This is a genomic window from Niallia sp. MER 6 (assembly GCF_023714395.1).
Classification (GTDB): Bacteria; Bacillota; Bacilli; order Bacillales; family Cytobacillaceae; genus Niallia.
In genome coordinates, this window is the sequence record NZ_JAMAUK010000048.1 from 1 (window position 1) to 17,939 (window position 17,939).

The window sequence follows — 17,939 nt, forward strand, 5'->3', positions numbered from 1 at the left end:
GAAAGTTACCGGTTGAAAAATGCACTTTCTTCAATCAAAACACAAGATGGAATTTAATGTAAACACTAGCTGCAAGCCTATGTAAATTTCGCTGCATTTTTCTGCACTTTTTGCTTGCAAAAAACAAGTATTTTCTGCCGAGTTTCCAATCCAAATTAAATGTCCCCACGAATCCACTAAATGTAACTCTGATTTGTCTATTTTTTCGAGAGCAGTCTGTGGATGTTCAAGTGGAATAAAACCGTCATTTTCACTATGCATAATAAGAGTTGGACTTTTGATAGACTCTAAATCTGAATCCTTCATTTCTTTAGATTGTTTTAGATCAATAAGGAAACCATGGCCAGAACGTTGACGAGCATTCATCTTCGTAAATTCTAACACATCACTAACTTCAGATTTCATTTTAAGCTCTTTTTTGTCAAGAGAACTAAACTGTGGAGCCATCATTTTAAACATAGCGTTCGGGAATAAATGGCTCAGTTTACTCAGTAGTCTCCATGTTAACCCTTCAATTGTAGGACGAAAAATGATATTGGCAGCTTTATACTCCAAGTCTTTATTTGTCAACCACTCCTTAGAGACTGCACTCTCTAAGATAAGACTTTTTACTCTTTCTGGATACAAAGACGCAAAACGTATTCCAGTTGGACCTCCAGCTGAAATTGCTATAACATGGACTTGATTTATTTGTAGATGTTTCAGTAAATCCCCATAATGTTCACAGGCCTTTGTTAAACTTTCCCCTACTTCTTTAGATGTACTTCCATATCCCGCTCTTGAAGGTGTTATTATGGAGTAACCATTATTTAGTAGTGATTTATATCCAAATTCTTCATTACAATTTGAGTGTCCACCGTGAAATATTAAAATTGGCTCTCCTTTACAGACCAATGAATATTCAATTGTTATTCCTTCTCTAGAATATTTTTTAATTGTTCGCTCCATACTATCAACTCCCATAGTGATATTACAAGTTTCCCAACTAAATGTTTGGCGAAATCTAAAAATTCATTATTTAGATAGTGGATTGAGGATCAATTTAAGTTAAGCTATAGTATCTACTAGCAGTAAGTGACTTTGTATGTTCTTCTTCAAAACGAATTTTCAATACATTTCATTAAAGATTAAGAAACCTGATGTTTCTAAACTCGTCAAACCTACTTAATAATTAAGTCAGGTTTACTTTTTAAATTTAGATATCGATGTATTTAAAGTGGTAAATTACGACGTTTAAACACTACAACAGCTGCTGAATAAGTAAAAAATCCAATTCCGAATAGAATAATGGAAGGAATGAATATCTCAGCATCACCGCTTGCTATTTCACTAGGATTGTATAATGAAAATGGTGTTAGGTTCCTCAACCATTCAAAATCCAAGCTAATTTTCCCTGCCATATCTAGCCCATAAAAAATAAAGGTTAAAGCACCAGCTATACCAAGCGATTTTTTTTCGTCGTTACATAAAGATGAAATCAAAAAAGAATATCCGCCAACCACATAAAATAATAAAAATCCAACAAAGTTTATCTGGAAAAATGAATTAAATTCAAGCGAGTATTGTTCATCAATTAATGTTTCAGCAGCAACGATACCACCTAAGAATGTTAATAATACAATGAGTAGTAATCCACCAATCAATACTAATGCTTGAGTTAACGCTATTTGACTACGAGTAACTTTGGTAGAGAGTAAATAAGCCATGGACCCTTTATCAACAAGATGTGACAACAGTTGAGTTGCGGTAATTACACAAAAAACACTTAAGATAATTGGGAAAAACAGACCGAAATATTCAGCAGAAATAAATCCACCATAACTAATTAGCGAATCAAGTCCAAGTGCTTTCTACATAGTTTCAGGAATTATATTTATTAAATCATTTATTGCCTCGGTATTATCTGCAAACATGGGATATAAAGATGTCATTAAAACTACATACAGTGCCGAACCGAACCCAAAACTAAGAAAGCTTTTCATATTAAGTTTTACCATATGATTGAATAAAGAAATATTCATTCTACAGGCTCCTTCGTATCATAGTAGTTCATAAAAACATCTTCTAAGCTTTGACTAACACTACTTATATTTTTAACATTATATTTAGACAAATCTGCTATTAGTTCATTGTAATCACCTTGGATTATTATGCGAACCACGTTGTCATTTGTGTTTTCAATGATTAAGTTAGATGCTTGGATTTTTTCCACATCATGTTTATTTGCAAGAGTAATATCATAAATTTTTCTTTGCATGAATTGCAAATCATGGATATTTTTAACTGTCACAATCCGGCCATCCTTTATAATTGCAGCTCTATCACAAGTCCTCTCTATTTCTGAAAAACTGTGGGAAGAAATTAGAAATGTTTTTCCTTTTGCTTTTTCCTCCAATACAAGATCGATAAAAACCCTCTGCATTAATGGATCTAATCCTGACGTAGGTTCGTCTAATATATATACTTCAGGATTGTGCATGAATGTAACAACAATTCCTATCTTCTGTTTCATCCCTTTTGACATTTTACGAATCGGAGTTTTAGGCTCAAACTGAAGTCGTTCAATTAGTTCATTACGCCTTTTCTTATCCTTAAGGCCTTGCATACCTGCCATTAAATCAATAAATTCTATTCCATTCATTCCATCCATAAAAGAAATTTCTCCTGGTAAATAACCTATTTTTTCTCTTGCTTTCTCTTGTTGTTCCCAAGTGTTAAACCCTTGAATTAAAGCAATTCCTTTTTGCGGCTTCATGTAACCCATCAAATGACGAATCGTTGTGGATTTTCCTGCACCATTCGGTCCTAGAAATCCGAACACTTCTCCTTTTCCTACCTCGAAGGTTACATCAAATATTCCCCTCCCGTTTGAAAATTGTTGGGTTAACCCTTGAAGTTGTATCATATAGCATCTCCCCTATAAATAAATTTAATAATGGATAGTATTAAATGAAATATGATAACGTTTTTGAAAATAAGTCTCAAAACTAAACTGTTTATATTTAGCTAACAGAACAAAGAATACTTTGAGAAGTATTTTAAATATACAAATTTAAAATAAAACCTGCCCTTTTTAAAGTCTATTAATGTACGACTTACCAGGTTTTTTAACATTGGAAATGCTCTGGGGACGATGACGTGTTTAGTCACTATCGCTATTATCAAAGTAATTGTGATTAACATTTAGTATGAAAAAGTAAACTACTGCAGAACTGAAAATAAATATTAGAAACTTTTTTATCTTTTTAGGTTCCATCAATAACTCCTCATTATAGAAAAATTGCATATTATTATTCATAGAAACTGGTATGGTATAGATTGACAAAATTAATCCGACAACTGCAAATATTCCGTATAGATGTAATACTGTTCTAATTGTTATACTTTTCTTTTTATATAAATCAGCATCTTGGGATATTTGGGTATTTGTGTTCAAACTGCATCCCCCTTTTTTTATTGTATAAGTAACTATACGACTTAACACAATAAAGGTTGCTTATTATTTCAATTCAAATGTCCTTTCTATTTAGCCCCCTAATGAACTTGGACACCTACTAAGAGTGGTTTTATACTTGAAGTAGCCAAATAAGGGGGCTTTTATCATGCAAAGACGAAAACATTCGGAAGAATTCAAACGACAAGTTGTACAAGAAGCAATAGAAACAGGGAATAAAGCATTAGTCGCGAGAAGACATCAACTCAGTCCTAATCTAGTCCACAAATGGATGAACGCTTTTCAGGAGGATAATGATTTCAGCATAGGGGAAACGATTTCTTCTTCCGTGATGAAACAGGTAGAGAAAGAAAATAACCAGCTCAAAAAGCTGTTAGGGGAAAAAGATTTAGAAATCGCTATCCTCCGTGACGTATTAAAAAAGAAGAACCCTCACTTACTGAAACGCTTGAAGTAGCGAATGATTGGATTAAAAAAGGATACGGCATCCGTAAAGTTCTAAGGATTCTAGATATTTCTCCTTCTACCTATTACTATCAGCAGCAGAAAAAGGAGAAATCAGTAAGTGAGGGACGGCCAATTCCTGGTTATTCGTTCACTATAAACGGTCAAAAAATAGCAGACGAACAAATTCAGGAATGGCTAATGGAATTGATTTCAGGGGAAGCTGGTATCTATGGCTATCGTAAACTGTGTATCCTTCTTCGAAGGGAATACGCTTTAGAGATCAACAAAAAGAAAGTGTATCGATTATGTAAAGTCCTTGATATTTTACAGCCCCAGCGAAAAATCACTGTTTCTTATCCTAGAAAATTAGCACTTAACCGAGTGATTACTGGGTCGAATCAACTTTGGGAAATGGACATTAAATATGGCTATATCGAAGGAGAAGATCGTTTCTTTTTTATCCTATCGCTCATTGACGTATTTGATCGCTCCATTATTGACTATCATATCGGCCTACATTGTATTGGCTCTGATGCCAGTCAGCTGGTGCAGCGTGCATTATTTAAGCGTCAGCAATTTAACAGCGAAACAAAGCCGGTTATTCGAACAGATAATGGACCACAATTTATTTCGATAGCCTTTCAGAAAGCTTGTGAAACCTTAAAAGTACAACACGAACGAATTCCACCAAGAACGCCGAATATGAACGCACACATTGAATCGTTTCATCGATTACTAGAGCATGAATGTTTAAGACGCTTTATTTTTACCTCCTACGAGGATGCGTACCGGGAGGTAGCTAGGTACATGGATTTTTATAATAATCGAAGAATCCATTCCAGTATTTTAGATTTACCTCCAAGTGAATTCTATCACCGGATTCAAACGGAGGATTTAGTGATAGATGAAGTGAAAGTTTGAGGTAAGATCTTCCCGTACCTCAAAAAATAAGAAATACTGAGAAAGAATGAGTTAAGGATAGTATGTGTCCAAAATTAGGGGGTCAATCCGCTTTTAATGATTAATCCTTATACAACATACATATTTATTCTCATAAACAGGATTTATCGGTAGTTGATTATTTGCCAAACAACATCCTAAACAGCCACAATCAATTGGATAATTATTCTTTAAAATAGATTAATTCCATAAATATAAAAATTCCCTTCTTAAGCTAAACGCACTCAATAAACACTTACCATAACGTTCTGAGTTTGTGATTTTTTCACTTACGCTATCCTGCCATGTTTCTTCTCTAAGTTAGATTTTTATTGATTAAAGAAAAGCTGCCACGTTTATTACGCAAGAAAAAGCTCTTCCTTTTAATTAAAGAAAAGCCACAACATATGCTTAAATTGTGTAAAAGAATGCACTATAGAGGAACTTAGAAGTCTTAAGGCCTATTGGTATATTTATCATTTTCTAATTATTACACTATCTTGCTACTTTTGATAAGAATACATAATGAGAGACATAACAGTCATTATTAAAACAGACTCAAAACCATTCATATCTTGACGTTTAAATAAATGGAGTTTTCCATAATAAGGTGTCACTACAAAACTTTGAAGCAGATCAAATAGCAAATTTACAATAAAATATAACCAAAACCTTGCGAAGGTAAAATGAAAAATCGTCTACACTTACTATTAATTAAAGTCTGTAAGTCTCCATTACACTCTTTTCAACAATTGGCTGAACAATGATTGTACCTAAAGAAATCATAATAATTGTTTGTGCTATTGTCATTTGTGAAATAGTTTTTCTTCCAAATAATCTTAATAATAAAATACCCATGCTTATTAAGATGGCAGACTTCCATATAAATAACATCTCCATCTATTATCCTAATATAACAAAATCCTCTGAAAGAGAAGAACTTCGATGTAGATGATGTACATTTCCTCATTTTTTAAAATTTTATACTACATTATTGGTTATTGAATTGTACTTAACAGTTTTAATGTCATGATATATTATACAATTTTGTTTATATTGGTTAATTTTGAAACCTAAGGTTACCTTGTGAATTAATTTTTTTGGTCAAAGATTTTGTTTATTAAATTTCAGAATAAACTTGTACCCTCTCTTTTAAACGAATATATTGTTTTTCATTAGTGTCTGTAAAAGCCTCATCTCGACTTGATTTGTGGTCCTGATAATGCAAAAAACTTTTCGAATTGTAAAGCTGTAAAATCAATCTAATTCCATCTATACTATTATAAAAATGCCATCTACCAGAAACCTTTGTTTTTAATATTTCTCACCCAAACAAATCATTTACAACTAAAGCTGTAACGGCGTATTGTCCTTTTGCTCAATTTTTTTAAGTCCAATGGTTGCTTGTATCCATTGACCACGATTTAAATAAAACAAATAATAAAAAAATAAGAGGCTTTTCCATTTTTTTCTTCATAACATTTCATTTTTATACTTTAAAATGCAATAAATATTATACATAAAATTTCTATCTAAATTTCAGAATATCTGCTCTTTTAACAGCTACTTCTAAAGAACTTGACATCTCAAATTTTTAGCACAATATTTTTTTATGTTACAATAATGCCCATGGAGGTGTGCAAATGGGTGATTTAAAAATGTTTTCGTCCCAGTTTGATAGGTTTATAAATAATTTTAAGCACTTTAATTGGATTGATCTAGCAATAGCGCTATTAATATTTGTTATATTTTTAGGGTTTAGGAAGTTATTCACTAAGTATATTTATAAAATTATACTATCTCTTGTTTCAAAATTACCAATTGAAACAGTATCAAAAGTATTCGTGGCTTTTGAAAAGCCTTTTAGATGGTTTTGGGTGATTATTGGTACTTATTTATCATTAAGTTATTTGCCATTTACAAATACTTCAACGAATTTTTTCGGACAAATCTATCAATCTTTTCTGGTCATATTAATAGGATGGGGGTTCTTTAACTACTTTACAGACGAATCGAATCCTTTTGAGAAACTTGTTTCCAAAACAAAGATTGATTCGGACAGTATGCTAATACCTTTCTTAGCACGTATTATTCGTATGATTATTGTTATTTTTACAGCCGTTAGTATTCTAGGAATCTGGGATATTCAAATTGGTGCTTTTGTGGCAGGTCTTGGGGTAGCAGGTCTTGCTTTCTCATTAGCTGCTCAAGATACAGTAGCGAACTTTTTTGGAGGCATTGTTATTATTACAGAGAAACCTTTTTCAAAAGGTGATTGGATAAAAACTCCTTCTGTTGAAGGAACTGTTGTGGATATTACATTCCGTAGTACGCAAATACGAACATTTGCAGATACGGTAGTGACGGTTCCGAATTCAAAGCTATCCAATGAACCTATCACCAACTTATCAAGAATGGGAAAACGACAAATTAATTTCGAACTAGGCTTATCCTATAATACAACCAATGAACAGATGAAAGCAGCATTAATTGATTTAGAAGAGCTGTTAAGAAACCACCCAGGTGTTCATCCTGATCTCATTCTTGTTAAGTTTACTGATTTCCGCGATTTTAGTTTAGGTGTTTTACTTTACTTTTTCACCAAAACAACCATGTATGATGAATACTTAAATGTAAAACAAGATATAAATTTGCGTATTATCGAGGTATTAGAAAGGCATGGTATTGAAATTGCTTTCCCTACTCAACAGATTTATGTAGCAGAGCATATTAAAGAAAATAAATCATTTTCTTCTGAAAATCACTAATATAAAAAACAGTTCTATCGGTGAAGTGCACCCCAATTTTAGACAAAGGTCTAACAATTGGAGGTGTCTTTTTTATGGGCAAATTTTTGATAGAAGAAAAATTTAGTGCCGTTTTGGAATATATAGATGGTGATGATGGCGTAAATATAATAGGGAGAAAAATTGGGGTTAACTATGCTCTTTTCCAAGATTAGATTAAACAATATAAGCTACATGGAGAAAAAGTCTTTGAAAAACACTATACAAACTACTTGTAACCACTAAAATAAAGTGAACAGTTTTTGCTCACTTCCAATGAACACTTTTCACCTAATAAATTCATTCCTGTAAACTGGGTTTATCAGTTTGTAGGAGGAGCAAAATGGAGGAAAAGTTAATGATATATTTAGAGATTCACCCATTAACTAAACAAAGATTAAGAGTTTCTTAAATTGCTAAAAGATTAAAGATTACCCGAACTACTGTGTATAAATAATTGGAAATGACTTTCGAAGAAGCTGTAAATGAAGTTGATATTGGGAAACGAAAAAAGATATTGGATCCCTATCGGGATTGGATTGTCAATTGGCTGAAGGAATATCCCTCCCTCAGTGGAGCTCAGATTTTTGATTGGCTACAGGAAAGGTTTCCAAATATTAAAATCGGAGAAAGCATAGTGCGACGCTATGTAAATGAAGTAAGAGAACTGTATCAAATCGAAAAGAAAGAGGAATCACGTGAATATGAGTCTGTCGATGAATTACCACCAGGAAAACAGCTGCAGGTGGATTGGGGACAATCCGTTCAAATGGATATGAATGGAATGGAAGTACGCCTCTATTTCATTGCATTCGTATTAGCACATTCCCGACATAAATATATGTGCTGGCTCAACAGACCCTTCACCACCGATTGATTGCAGTAAGTTAGAATGCAGGAGATCTAATCTTGACTAAAGGATTCCAAAAATATATTCAGCAAAGAAAGTTTCGAGGTGCATAATACAACTAAAAAGAGACCTTACGAAGTGTTTCTCCTGGAAAAGCAACACTTGCGAAAGATCTCTAACCCGCTTTCTTATGAAAGCAAATATACTGAAATTATACAAGGAATGTCCGTAAGGACAATACGGTGCACTTCAAATCTTACCTTCTAAAGAGGCAATATTAGAAGGAGCTAATCCACTTGAAGTCTGTGCTGCCATCTCTCTTACCTCTATTGTTGCTTATATTTAAAAGATCCCCTTTTATCTACTGTCATACCTGTAACAATCGAAGTTTTGGATAATTCGTTTCTATCCCATAACCTGATAAAAGGGGTATAAAACTTAGCAGTATAAACCATTTTAACCACTTCATAAAATTTATCTCCTATATAATTTGCTTTGCCTATTTTATCTTGTGACTTATAAGTAAAAATTATCCAAGGAATACAGTGAGAAATTATGAATTAAATGAGTTAATAATAAAATATAAAATAATTTCTAATATTAATGTCCATCTATAAAACAACAAAACCAAGTGAACGTCCTTTTATTTTTTCTCCGAATATTTTCAGATTAAATAAATTTTTTAAAAAAATATTTTTATTTGACAGCAAGCAACTTAACGCTAGTAATCAGAAGGGCTCATGTCAGTTTTTCAATCTCATCCTTTACAGTAATAATTGCAAAAGAACAACAAATTTATTTGACAGATATAGTTTTTTTCGAGATAATCGGAAGCATAAAATTTTCGGAGGGGTTGCGTGAATATAATTGAAAAGCTAATTACAGGTGGAAACACATTACTTTGGGGATATGTGCTTATTGCTGTTTTGTTATTATTAGGTATTTATTTCACCATTGGTTCAAAATTTGCACAAGTTAGGTATCTTAGGGAAATGTTCCGACTATTGAGAGTGAAAGAGAAAAATCCAGAAAACACCAGTAAAAAACAAATATCTTCTCTACAAGCATTTTTCGTAGGGGCAGGTACTCGAATTGGTACAGGCAATCTTGCAGGAGTAGCTATTGCCTTAGCAATTGGGGGACCTGGAGCAGTATTTTGGATGTGGATGGTTGCCATCCTAGGGAGTGCAAGTTCATTTGTTGAAAACACATTAGCTCAAATTTATAAAGCAAAAGATAACGGACAATTTAAAGGCGGTCCTGCCTACTATATGAAAAAACAGCTAAATAAAAAATGGATGAGTTTCATTTTTGCTGTAATGATGATCCTGTCATATGGTACCACCTTTAATGCCGTTCAAAGTAATACTATAGCCGTTGCTTTAGAAAATTCGTTTGGTATCAGCCCAGTTATTGCTGGCATTGCACTAGTAATTCTTACTAGCTTAGTTGTATTCGGCGGTATAAAAAGAATTGCTGATATTTCTTCTATTATTGTCCCTTTTATGGCCTTTGGCTATATTCTTCTCGCTGTCTTTGTAGTAATTACAAATATTACAGAGATACCACAAGTTTTATCATTAATCTTTAAAAGTGCCTTTGGAATGGAGCAAGTCGTTGGTGGGGGTATCGCGGCAGCTATTATGAACGGAGTAAAAAGAGGACTTTTCTCCAATGGAGCTGGAATTGGAGGAGATCCAATTGCCGCTGCTACAGCATCTGTCTCTCATCCAGCTAAACAAGGTTTTATTCAAGCTTTAGGTGTATTTTTTGATACTTTGCTTGTTTGTTCTGCTACAGCTTTTATCATTCTTACATCAGATGCCTATGGGTCCGGACTAACTGGTATTGAATTATCACAAGCAGCAATGGTTGAACACTTTGGAACATGGGGTGGCATCTTTTTAGGAATAGCGATTTTTCTATTCGCCTTCACCTCCATTATTGGCTGTTATTATTATGGGGAATCAAACTTGCCGTTTATCAGTAAAAGCAAAACCTTTTTAAACTTCTATCGTATACTGGCACTCGGAATGGTTATGTTTGGTGCAGTAGCTAACCTGCAAATCGTTTGGGATTTAGCAGACCTTACAATGGCAATTATGGCACTAGTTAATCTGGTTGCAATCGCTATTCTCGGTCCTATTGCTTTTAAAGCGCTGGACCATTATATGAAACAGCGCAGACTGGGGAAAGAGCCCGTTTTTTATCGGGATGATATTAAGGGTTTAAAGGGCGTAGAAGCTTGGCCAATTAGAAAGAAAAAAACAATGAATAATGTGGTTTAATACGTTCCATAGAAACAAGTAGTTAGAAAAATCAAATGAATATTCCGGTTATATGCGCACAAAAAATGATCTCTATAAATGATTAGAGATCATTTTTTATATCAACGTGGTATTAACAGTTATTTTACTATGAAAAATACATAATCGGCGTTGGACATATATCAGAATTTTTTTACTAGTAAGTGTACTCATTCAATTAATCCCCTTTTAAACCAAAAAACAAATCGTTTAACTATATATAGAATAATAATATTGCTAATTACACCTATAAAAAAGTTCCAATTTCTATATTCAATTAAAGAGCTGAAAGTACTAATAGCATATGTAAAAATAGAAATTAAGATGGAAAAAATTATTATTTTTACTATTATAATTCTTTCTCTATTTAAATTTGATATAGATCGGATAAATAATACTGCGAATGTAGGATAAACAATATAGTGAAGAGTAAAGCTCATTTTTGTTGCTTTACTAAATTCTCTCCATGGGAATTCTAAGAATCCCATCATTAATTGAAAATATTCATATATCCAGGCTATTGTTGATGTAAATAAAAAAGTAACTAGGTACATTCTTATGTTTTTTTGGGGAATGAAAATGACTAATATTAGAAATGAAACTAACCAAGAAATACTTAAAATGATTGGTTCAATTTTCATGTTCTCTCACCACAATAAGTCCTTTCTTGCACCACCTGTAAAACAAATCGTTAATGAATAAAGAGATGATAACTGTTATAAAAGTCCAATACCACTTCCATTCATGATACGTTACTAAGGTTGTGGTTCTTTCTAATACCACTTCAAACATAGTAAAAAAACCTGAAACCCCTACATAATAAAGAAGAACTAAATACCAATATTTTCTTTTTGGAAAGTATAAGCTAAACATGATTGCTACAATTGGAAAGAAGAAGAACTCAAAAGAGAAACTAGTTCTATTATAATTATTTGCATCAGGAAGTAACTGAGTAGGATATTCAATCCAACCCATTTCAACAGCAATTAAGCCTGCTGGCCAAGTAATAACTTGAAGAAATAAAAATAATATCCAGGCATCTCTTTTTTTATTTTTTGGAATGAATTTGATTAAGACTAATAGACAAACAATTGAAAATATAACAAGGAACCATCTCTCAAAAATCATCATATTATCCCCTTTTTACCTGTATTACCTTATATTATGTGTATAAATAGATATTTTAGTCATTTAGGCGGATATAGGAAATAACTATTTATATATTTTATGGACAACTAACAAAAATATGTAACGTAACTAAGTTGTAACAAATTATCTTGTACATCATACTCTTCCATACAGAAGAGAACGATAGGGTCTCCCGAGTTGCCGTATCATACCGATGTATAACGTGCCAAGGTCTCTGACTCCAGAGAGGTTTTATCCTTCTTGCCTTGAACAAAGGATAAAATGGTGCTTTCTGCACGAAGGTAAGGCACCAGCCCTCTCGGTTAACAAACGGTTATGGAGCTCAAATCCCTTCAACCATATGGCTTTCGGCCCTCTGTCGGGTAGAAAACTAGCGCGCGCAATCAAATATTATTCACGTTTGCGTTGCCGACTAATTCCATTCTGATTTTTGTCCGTTTATCTTTCCAAATCATTTTTAGAAATGTTAAGTTCTTCTAAATCCTCTCTAAAAATTAAAACTATTATCTTTAAAGATTTCTTTTTATTATAAAGTCCAGTTTAGAAGATCAGTTCCTCTTCCAATAGATAGGAAGTTGGATTTTAAATAGAATATTCTCATAATGTTTCCCCTACCCTATTCGACATTTTTTCACATCTTTTTCGTGCTATTTTACTCTTCCATATAATGAATATTTAAATTATAGAAAATTCAAATAAGAAAAACTCGTTTATTTTTACATAAAGCTTTATATGTACAAAAATAAAGGAGTTATTTTAATTGTTTAGGGCTGTAAATATTTATGTGATTTAAGCAGCAAGGTTTACTACGGCTGCTTAATTTACATTCAAAGCTTTTTTAATATCTTCTTTCAATAATGACCATATCCCTAGCATTCCTCATCATTATGTGATTTACTCTTTATTCTCTCCATTTTTGCATAGCTACTACTCTTATAACAAAACAGCATCAGAAGAAATTTGGAGGGAACCACCGTCTATCTTGTCTAAAATTTCTGTTACATTACTTGTGTACACAACAGCTAAATGAATTTGTTTCATTTTCTCTTCCTTTAAAATTATCATTGCAATATGCGGTTAAGTATATCTCATATATTTCATAAAACAAATGTTACTTTCAAACTCCCAGATTAGAATGGAGTCATCTTCCAACTAAAAAACTGTATCCATCCTTTTTTCTTCTGCTGCAACTATTGAAAACTCACTTGCCAAAAGAGGCGTGATTAACCTAATGTCCTTTAGTAGCTTTTACGCTTTTCAGCAACCTTAAATATTATATCCACGTTCTCTTTCTATAAAAAAACTCTAGAACTATTTATATTACTGGATTTCACTCAGGTAAGTCACCAATTTTATGTTCTCTCAGACGAAATTAGAATTTTTTCATGACTAATCATCCATTTAACTTCGTTTAAATCGCTTCTAGAAGCATTGTTTAAATACAATAAATAAGTAACATTCTTAATTAGATAACCTAAATATATCCATCTAATCGCATATAAATCATATTATATGCGATTAGAAAGAAACTTATAGTATAATAGAGTTAAAATAGATTAAAATGATTACATTTTATAGGTCTAATAAAAGAAACGTTCTTTTATCAGAAATCTGAATTATATGGGAGGAAGCCCTTGAAAAGCCAAAACGAGGAAAAAATGAATATAGAAGAAAAACTTCTTTCTACCTATGAAGATGAATTAGATATATTTCGGGCATATCTAGAAGACTTAGGTTACTCTCCCTTAACAATCCGGGTATATTTGCACGATACCAAATTGTTTCTAACTCATCTATATGAACATAATTCAGACATGGTTGGTTTAGATACTGTATCAAAACAAGATATTGCGGGATATTTAAGAAAGCAGCATCGTAATGCTGCAAAGTCCACTCGGAACCGTCGTTTGATGACTCTACGTACTCTTTATAAATCTTTAATAAAATCGGAATTACTTATTTCTAACCCTGCGCAAGATGTGGATATGGCAAGACAAGAAAAAGGAAGGCTTCCAACTTACCTCAATGACGAAGAACTGAGGCTATTCTTTTCAACTATACCTCCTAACGATTACTATATCCGTAACAAATGTATGTTGATGTTAATGGGCTTGGCTGGATTGCGAGTAGTTGAAGTTCATAATCTAAACATTTCAGATATTATCAGGGATAGAGAAGATCCAGGCATTGAGGTGTCCGGAAAAGGAAACAAGGCACGGTATATTCCCCTTCCTAAACCTTTGTTTGAATTATTATTACAGTATGAGCGAAGTCTTCGCCCGATGCCAAAACCAACTCATGCTAATGCGTTCTTCCTTTCTAAAAGAGGAACCCGAATTTCGAGGAGAAGAATACAGGAGGTAACTGAAGATGCTTTTGAACAACTAAAGAAGTTGCCTGGCTATCAGTATTTACAACAGAAGAAATTATCAGCTCATAAATTAAGGCACACTTTCGGAACTGGAATGGTGCGAGAAGGAACGGACCTAGTGACAATTCAACAACTCATGGGTCATACAAATTTAAATACGACACAAATATATACTCATGTCAGCAACGAACAAAAACAGAAAGCGATGCGTAACAAAGACGTGTCTCGTTATTTTTCATAAAATAAACAAATTCTAAACAGCTCGATTTTTCATCGGGCTGTTTTATCAAGTGATTTCACTCTTAAATTGTCATGTTTTCCTATAGATAAAAATACAGTTTATCACTTATATACCAAGGGTTTAAGTACAATCCAAACCCAAAAATTAGAATTCCCAGAGGGAATTAACTTTTATACTATGTATAATTGGACACCTAATTTTGTTTAAATTGGATTCTCCGACGTCATTTTCGACTAGTTATATTAGTTTCTCTTATGTTATTTTGCTTTAAGGCAACCCATTAACTAAATTAATTCTCTTCAATAATTTTCTCACTCCTGACATTATGTAACGATTTAAGCCATACTTCTAAATCCTTCTTTTTTTCGACAATAAAATGTTTCTTTCATGATTTCTATTTAAAATTGAACCTTGCAGTAAGTATTTTTATTTCTAATTACTTTTATTAATTTTTTATAATTCTATGGATGTGTAAAATTTAATTGTTTCGTTCTTATTACACTATAGCCCCCGATCGTAATATATGGTTAGCCAGATTTTTAATATGTACCCTATGGAGTAGACACTTAAAAAGGTCTACCTATGGGGTACTTTTATGTATAATAAGAAAATCTATAGGAATTGGAGAATACTAAGGATGTCTAAAATACATTTTACTGAGAAAGAAATTGAGTTACTTACTATTAATCCATATGTTAAATCTGTGAGTTCAAAAAGTATTACATATACAGATGAGTTTAAGAGAATTTTTATAGCGGAATGTAAAAAAGGAAAGTTACCAAGATTAATTTTTGAGGAAAATGGCTTTGATATAGATATTATTGGGATAGTCAGAGTACAAAGGGCAGCTTCAAGATGGCGCACTGCTTTTAGGGAATCTGGAGTAAAAGGACTTAGGGATACGCGTAGTGATAATTCAGGGAGACCATCTAAAAAGGAGCTTTCTCTGGAACAAAAGAATGCTAGATTAGAGGCGCAAATTCAGTTGTTACGAGCTGAAAACGAATTATTAAAAAAGTTAGATTTGATAGAAAGGGGGCTAAAGATAAACGAGTAAAAGTTTCAGCTGACCAGAAATTTCTTTTAATACGTTCTGTAATAGAAAAATATAATCTGAAAAATATGGTAAGTTATTTATGTAAAATTACAGGTGTTTCTCGCTCAGGTTTTTATAATTACTTTTCTTCAAAATCTCAAAAAAGAAGGATGTATAAAGAAGAACGTGATTTGATACTCAAAGAAAATATTCTAAAGGCTTTTTGTTTTAAACGACGCCAAAAAGGTGCACGTCAAATTAAAATGACTTTAGAGGGGCAATTTCAAATTATTTATAATTTAAAGAGGATCCGAAGAATAATGAAAAAGTACAAAATTGTATGTACTATCAGAAAATCTAACCCCTATAAGAAAATGTTGAAAGCTACTAAAGAGCACACTATATTCCCCAATTTATTAAACCGAAGGTTTAAACAAGAAATTCCCGGAAAAATTTTACTCACTGATATTACATATTTATATTACGGTAATGGACAGAAGGCTTATTTATCCACGATTATAGATAGTTCAACAAATGAAATACTTGCCTATAATGTTTCAAATACAATGACAATAGATTTATCAATAGATACATTAGTAATGTTAATTAAGAATAAACAGGTGAAATTTGCGGAGGGAGCTTATATACACTCTGATCAAGGGGCACATTATACAAGTCCAACTTTTCAGAAGTACGTTAGAAAGCTAGGACTTGGACAGTCTATGTCAAGAAGAGGAAACTGTTGGGATAATGCCCCTCAAGAATCTTTCTTTGGTCACTTAAAAGATGAAGCTAGTATAAAGCCATGTACTACATTAGAGGAACTTAAAAAGGAAATTAAAAACTATATGATTTACTATAACGATTTCAGGTACCAATGGAACCTAAAGAAGATGACTCCTGTACAGTACAGAAATCACCTTCTCTATTCGGCCTGACCTTTTTTCATTATGTCCTTTACAAAGGGTACAATTTATATTTCTGGTTGACCTTTTTTTATATCGATATATGATAATCGTAGCCAGGGTAGAACGTCCGCCCCCGTGGGACTAGATCCCGTCAACTAAACCGTTCACCCCCTAATTGTAGAAACATGTTTGAGGCTGGTTGAGACTTGATCTCGTATAACAAGCGAAGCTGTGATACTGCATTAGGTTATAGGGGTTACTGGCAAAGAATTCAAAGGAGGAGATTTTAGAATGAATCCAGTAGTGGGTCTGGATGTGTCAAAAGGTGAAAGTCAGGTTCAAGCATATTTGGATAAAGGGAAGCCATATCGTAAGGGATTTAAAGTTTCTCATACTCTTGAGGGGCTGAAGGAACTCTTCGATTTCCTGGAAGAAGTTAAAGGTAAAACTGGTATTCAGCCACCTGTAGTATTAGAGTCAACAGGACACTATCATTCCCCTGTTGTTTACTATTTAGAGAATCGACATTATTTATTAATAATTGTAAATCCATTAATCTCGTATCGAGCAAAAAGTTCAAGTTTAAGAAAAGTGAAAACTGATCCAATTGATGCCAGACATCTCTGCGAGCTGTATTACAAAGTGGACCTAGAGCCTTATAAAAAACGTGGCATTCAACTCTTAAACCTGCGAAATTTGACAAGACAACACGAAAATGTCACAGGTATCTATGTACAAACTAAGCTTCTGTTTCAATCTATTTTGGATCAAGTTTTCCCTGAATATAGAGGAGTTTTTGGAGATTTGCATTCGATTGTTTCTTTGAAGACACTTTTAGAATATCCATCGTCTGAGGATATATTAATGGCTAGTGAGGAACAGTTAGCTACTACAATCAATGATTTATGTAAAAGCCGTTCTCTACAGTGGGCAAAGGATAAGGCAAGCATGCTTAAGGCTGCAGCCGCACGCAATCCATTTGAAAAAACAATTTATCAAAGTCATTTATTAAGCCTAAACATGTATATTGATATGCTTCTTCAATACAAAGGGCACCTATCCAAGTTGGAAGCTGAAATAGATGCCCTAGCAAAAGAAATTGAAGAATATAATATCATCAAATCTATTCCAGGAATCGGTGAAAAAATCGCGGCAACGATTATATCCGAGGTCGGTGAAATAGATCGATTTACAAGTCCCAAAAAACTTGTCGCCTTTGCGGGCATTGACCCTAGTGTCTTTGAATCAGGTAAATTTAGAGCTACACAAAACCGTATTACTAAACGCGGTTCAAGTAGGCTGCGTCATGCTTTATATATGGCAGTCTGTTTTTTGCAAGCAAAAAGTGCAGAAAAATGCAGCGAAATTTACATAGGCTTGCAGCTAGTGTTTACATTAAATTCCATCTTGTGTTTTGATTGAAGAAAGTGCATTTTTCAACCGGTAACTTTC

General features: G+C 33.0%; 11 protein-coding genes and 4 pseudogenes. 7 read left to right on the forward strand and 8 right to left on the reverse strand.

Going from position 1 to position 17,939, the window contains the following annotated elements:
* Positions 1 to 30: 30 nt before the first annotated feature.
* The 4 genes from M3600_RS26675 to M3600_RS26690 form a co-directional block, all read right to left on the reverse strand.
* The gene (locus M3600_RS26675; protein WP_251648210.1) at positions 31 to 948 is read right to left on the reverse strand and encodes an alpha/beta fold hydrolase; all 918 of its coding nucleotides are present in this window, start codon (positions 946 to 948) and stop codon (positions 31 to 33) included.
* Positions 949 to 1,211: 263 nt separating this feature from the next.
* Positions 1,212 to 1,706, reverse strand: a complete 495-nt coding sequence (locus M3600_RS26680; RefSeq protein WP_483870129.1) for an ABC transporter permease subunit — start codon at positions 1,704 to 1,706, stop codon at positions 1,212 to 1,214.
* A 311-nt stretch (positions 1,707 to 2,017) separates the two neighbouring features.
* Positions 2,018 to 2,905, reverse strand: a complete 888-nt coding sequence (locus tag M3600_RS26685; protein WP_251648213.1) for an ABC transporter ATP-binding protein — start codon at positions 2,903 to 2,905, stop codon at positions 2,018 to 2,020.
* A gap of 237 nt (positions 2,906 to 3,142) precedes the next feature.
* Positions 3,143 to 3,436 carry a hypothetical protein gene (locus tag M3600_RS26690; protein ID WP_127743044.1) on the reverse strand — a complete coding sequence of 98 codons (294 nt, stop codon included), beginning with the start codon at positions 3,434 to 3,436 and terminating at the stop codon, positions 3,143 to 3,145.
* 166 nt (positions 3,437 to 3,602) lie between these two features.
* On the opposite strand from M3600_RS26690, the gene M3600_RS26695 reads away from it, so the two are divergent.
* Positions 3,603 to 4,822, forward strand: a protein-coding gene (locus M3600_RS26695; RefSeq protein ID WP_251648224.1) for an IS3 family transposase whose coding sequence is annotated in 2 segments (ribosomal slippage) — positions 3,603 to 3,888 and positions 3,888 to 4,822 — 1,221 coding nt in all. Because the reading frame shifts where the segments join, the coding sequence is not laid out codon by codon here.
* 747 nt (positions 4,823 to 5,569) lie between these two features.
* On the opposite strand, the pseudogene M3600_RS26700 reads toward M3600_RS26695, so the two are convergent.
* A pseudogene (locus tag M3600_RS26700) lies at positions 5,570 to 5,734 on the reverse strand (DUF421 domain-containing protein); the annotation flags it as partial.
* 226 nt (positions 5,735 to 5,960) lie between these two features.
* Positions 5,961 to 6,317: pseudogene (locus M3600_RS26705) on the reverse strand (YunG family protein).
* A 166-nt stretch (positions 6,318 to 6,483) separates the two neighbouring features.
* Here M3600_RS26705 and M3600_RS26710 point away from each other — a divergent pair.
* The 3 genes and pseudogenes from M3600_RS26710 to M3600_RS26720 all read left to right on the forward strand — a co-directional run bounded on the left by M3600_RS26710 (position 6,484) and on the right by M3600_RS26720 (position 10,764).
* Positions 6,484 to 7,608 (forward strand): mechanosensitive ion channel family protein, encoded by a 1,125-nt coding sequence (locus M3600_RS26710; protein ID WP_251648226.1) that lies wholly within the window; start codon positions 6,484 to 6,486, stop codon positions 7,606 to 7,608.
* A 430-nt stretch (positions 7,609 to 8,038) separates the two neighbouring features.
* Positions 8,039 to 8,733, forward strand: a pseudogene (locus tag M3600_RS26715) (transposase); the annotation flags it as partial.
* A gap of 606 nt (positions 8,734 to 9,339) precedes the next feature.
* Positions 9,340 to 10,764, forward strand: coding sequence for an alanine/glycine:cation symporter family protein (locus M3600_RS26720; RefSeq protein ID WP_396953851.1), 1,425 nt, complete (start codon positions 9,340 to 9,342; stop codon positions 10,762 to 10,764).
* Between the two features lie 188 nt (positions 10,765 to 10,952).
* Here M3600_RS26720 and M3600_RS29470 read toward each other — a convergent pair whose 3' ends face one another.
* Positions 10,953 to 11,423: a CBO0543 family protein gene (locus M3600_RS29470; protein WP_396953850.1), complete on the reverse strand. Its 471-nt coding sequence runs from the start codon at positions 11,421 to 11,423 to the stop codon at positions 10,953 to 10,955.
* Positions 11,413 to 11,913, reverse strand: a complete 501-nt coding sequence (locus M3600_RS26725; RefSeq protein ID WP_251648229.1) for a CBO0543 family protein — start codon at positions 11,911 to 11,913, stop codon at positions 11,413 to 11,415. The genes M3600_RS29470 and M3600_RS26725 overlap by 11 nt, the downstream gene beginning before the upstream one ends.
* A gap of 1,652 nt (positions 11,914 to 13,565) precedes the next feature.
* Here M3600_RS26725 and M3600_RS26730 point away from each other — a divergent pair.
* The 3 genes and pseudogenes from M3600_RS26730 to M3600_RS26740 form a co-directional block, all read left to right on the forward strand.
* The gene (locus M3600_RS26730) at positions 13,566 to 14,543 is read left to right on the forward strand and encodes a tyrosine-type recombinase/integrase (RefSeq protein ID WP_251648231.1); all 978 of its coding nucleotides are present in this window, start codon (positions 13,566 to 13,568) and stop codon (positions 14,541 to 14,543) included.
* Positions 14,544 to 15,180: 637 nt separating this feature from the next.
* Positions 15,181 to 16,517 (forward strand): IS3 family transposase gene (locus M3600_RS26735; RefSeq protein WP_251648233.1). Its coding sequence is split into 2 segments (ribosomal slippage): positions 15,181 to 15,574 and positions 15,574 to 16,517, totalling 1,338 coding nucleotides; the frame shifts between segments, so codons are not numbered across the junction.
* Positions 16,518 to 16,778: 261 nt separating this feature from the next.
* Positions 16,779 to 17,813 (forward strand): annotated as a pseudogene (locus M3600_RS26740) (IS110 family RNA-guided transposase); the annotation flags it as partial.
* Between the last annotated feature and the right edge of the window lie 126 nt (positions 17,814 to 17,939).

Excerpts from the sequence above, each read along its gene's own strand:
- M3600_RS26680 (WP_483870129.1), bottom strand. The coding sequence starts at position 1,706 with ATGGCTTATTTACTCTCTACCAAAGTTACTCGTAGTCAAATAGCGTTA.
- M3600_RS26710 (WP_251648226.1), top strand. The coding sequence starts at position 6,484 with ATGGGTGATTTAAAAATGTTTTCGTCCCAGTTTGATAGGTTTATAAAT.
- M3600_RS26725 (WP_251648229.1), bottom strand. The coding sequence starts at position 11,913 with ATGATGATTTTTGAGAGATGGTTCCTTGTTATATTTTCAATTGTTTGT.
- M3600_RS26675 (WP_251648210.1), bottom strand. The coding sequence starts at position 948 with ATGGAGCGAACAATTAAAAAATATTCTAGAGAAGGAATAACAATTGAA.
- M3600_RS26685 (WP_251648213.1), bottom strand. The coding sequence starts at position 2,905 with ATGATACAACTTCAAGGGTTAACCCAACAATTTTCAAACGGGAGGGGA.
- M3600_RS29470 (WP_396953850.1), bottom strand. The coding sequence starts at position 11,423 with ATGAAAATTGAACCAATCATTTTAAGTATTTCTTGGTTAGTTTCATTT.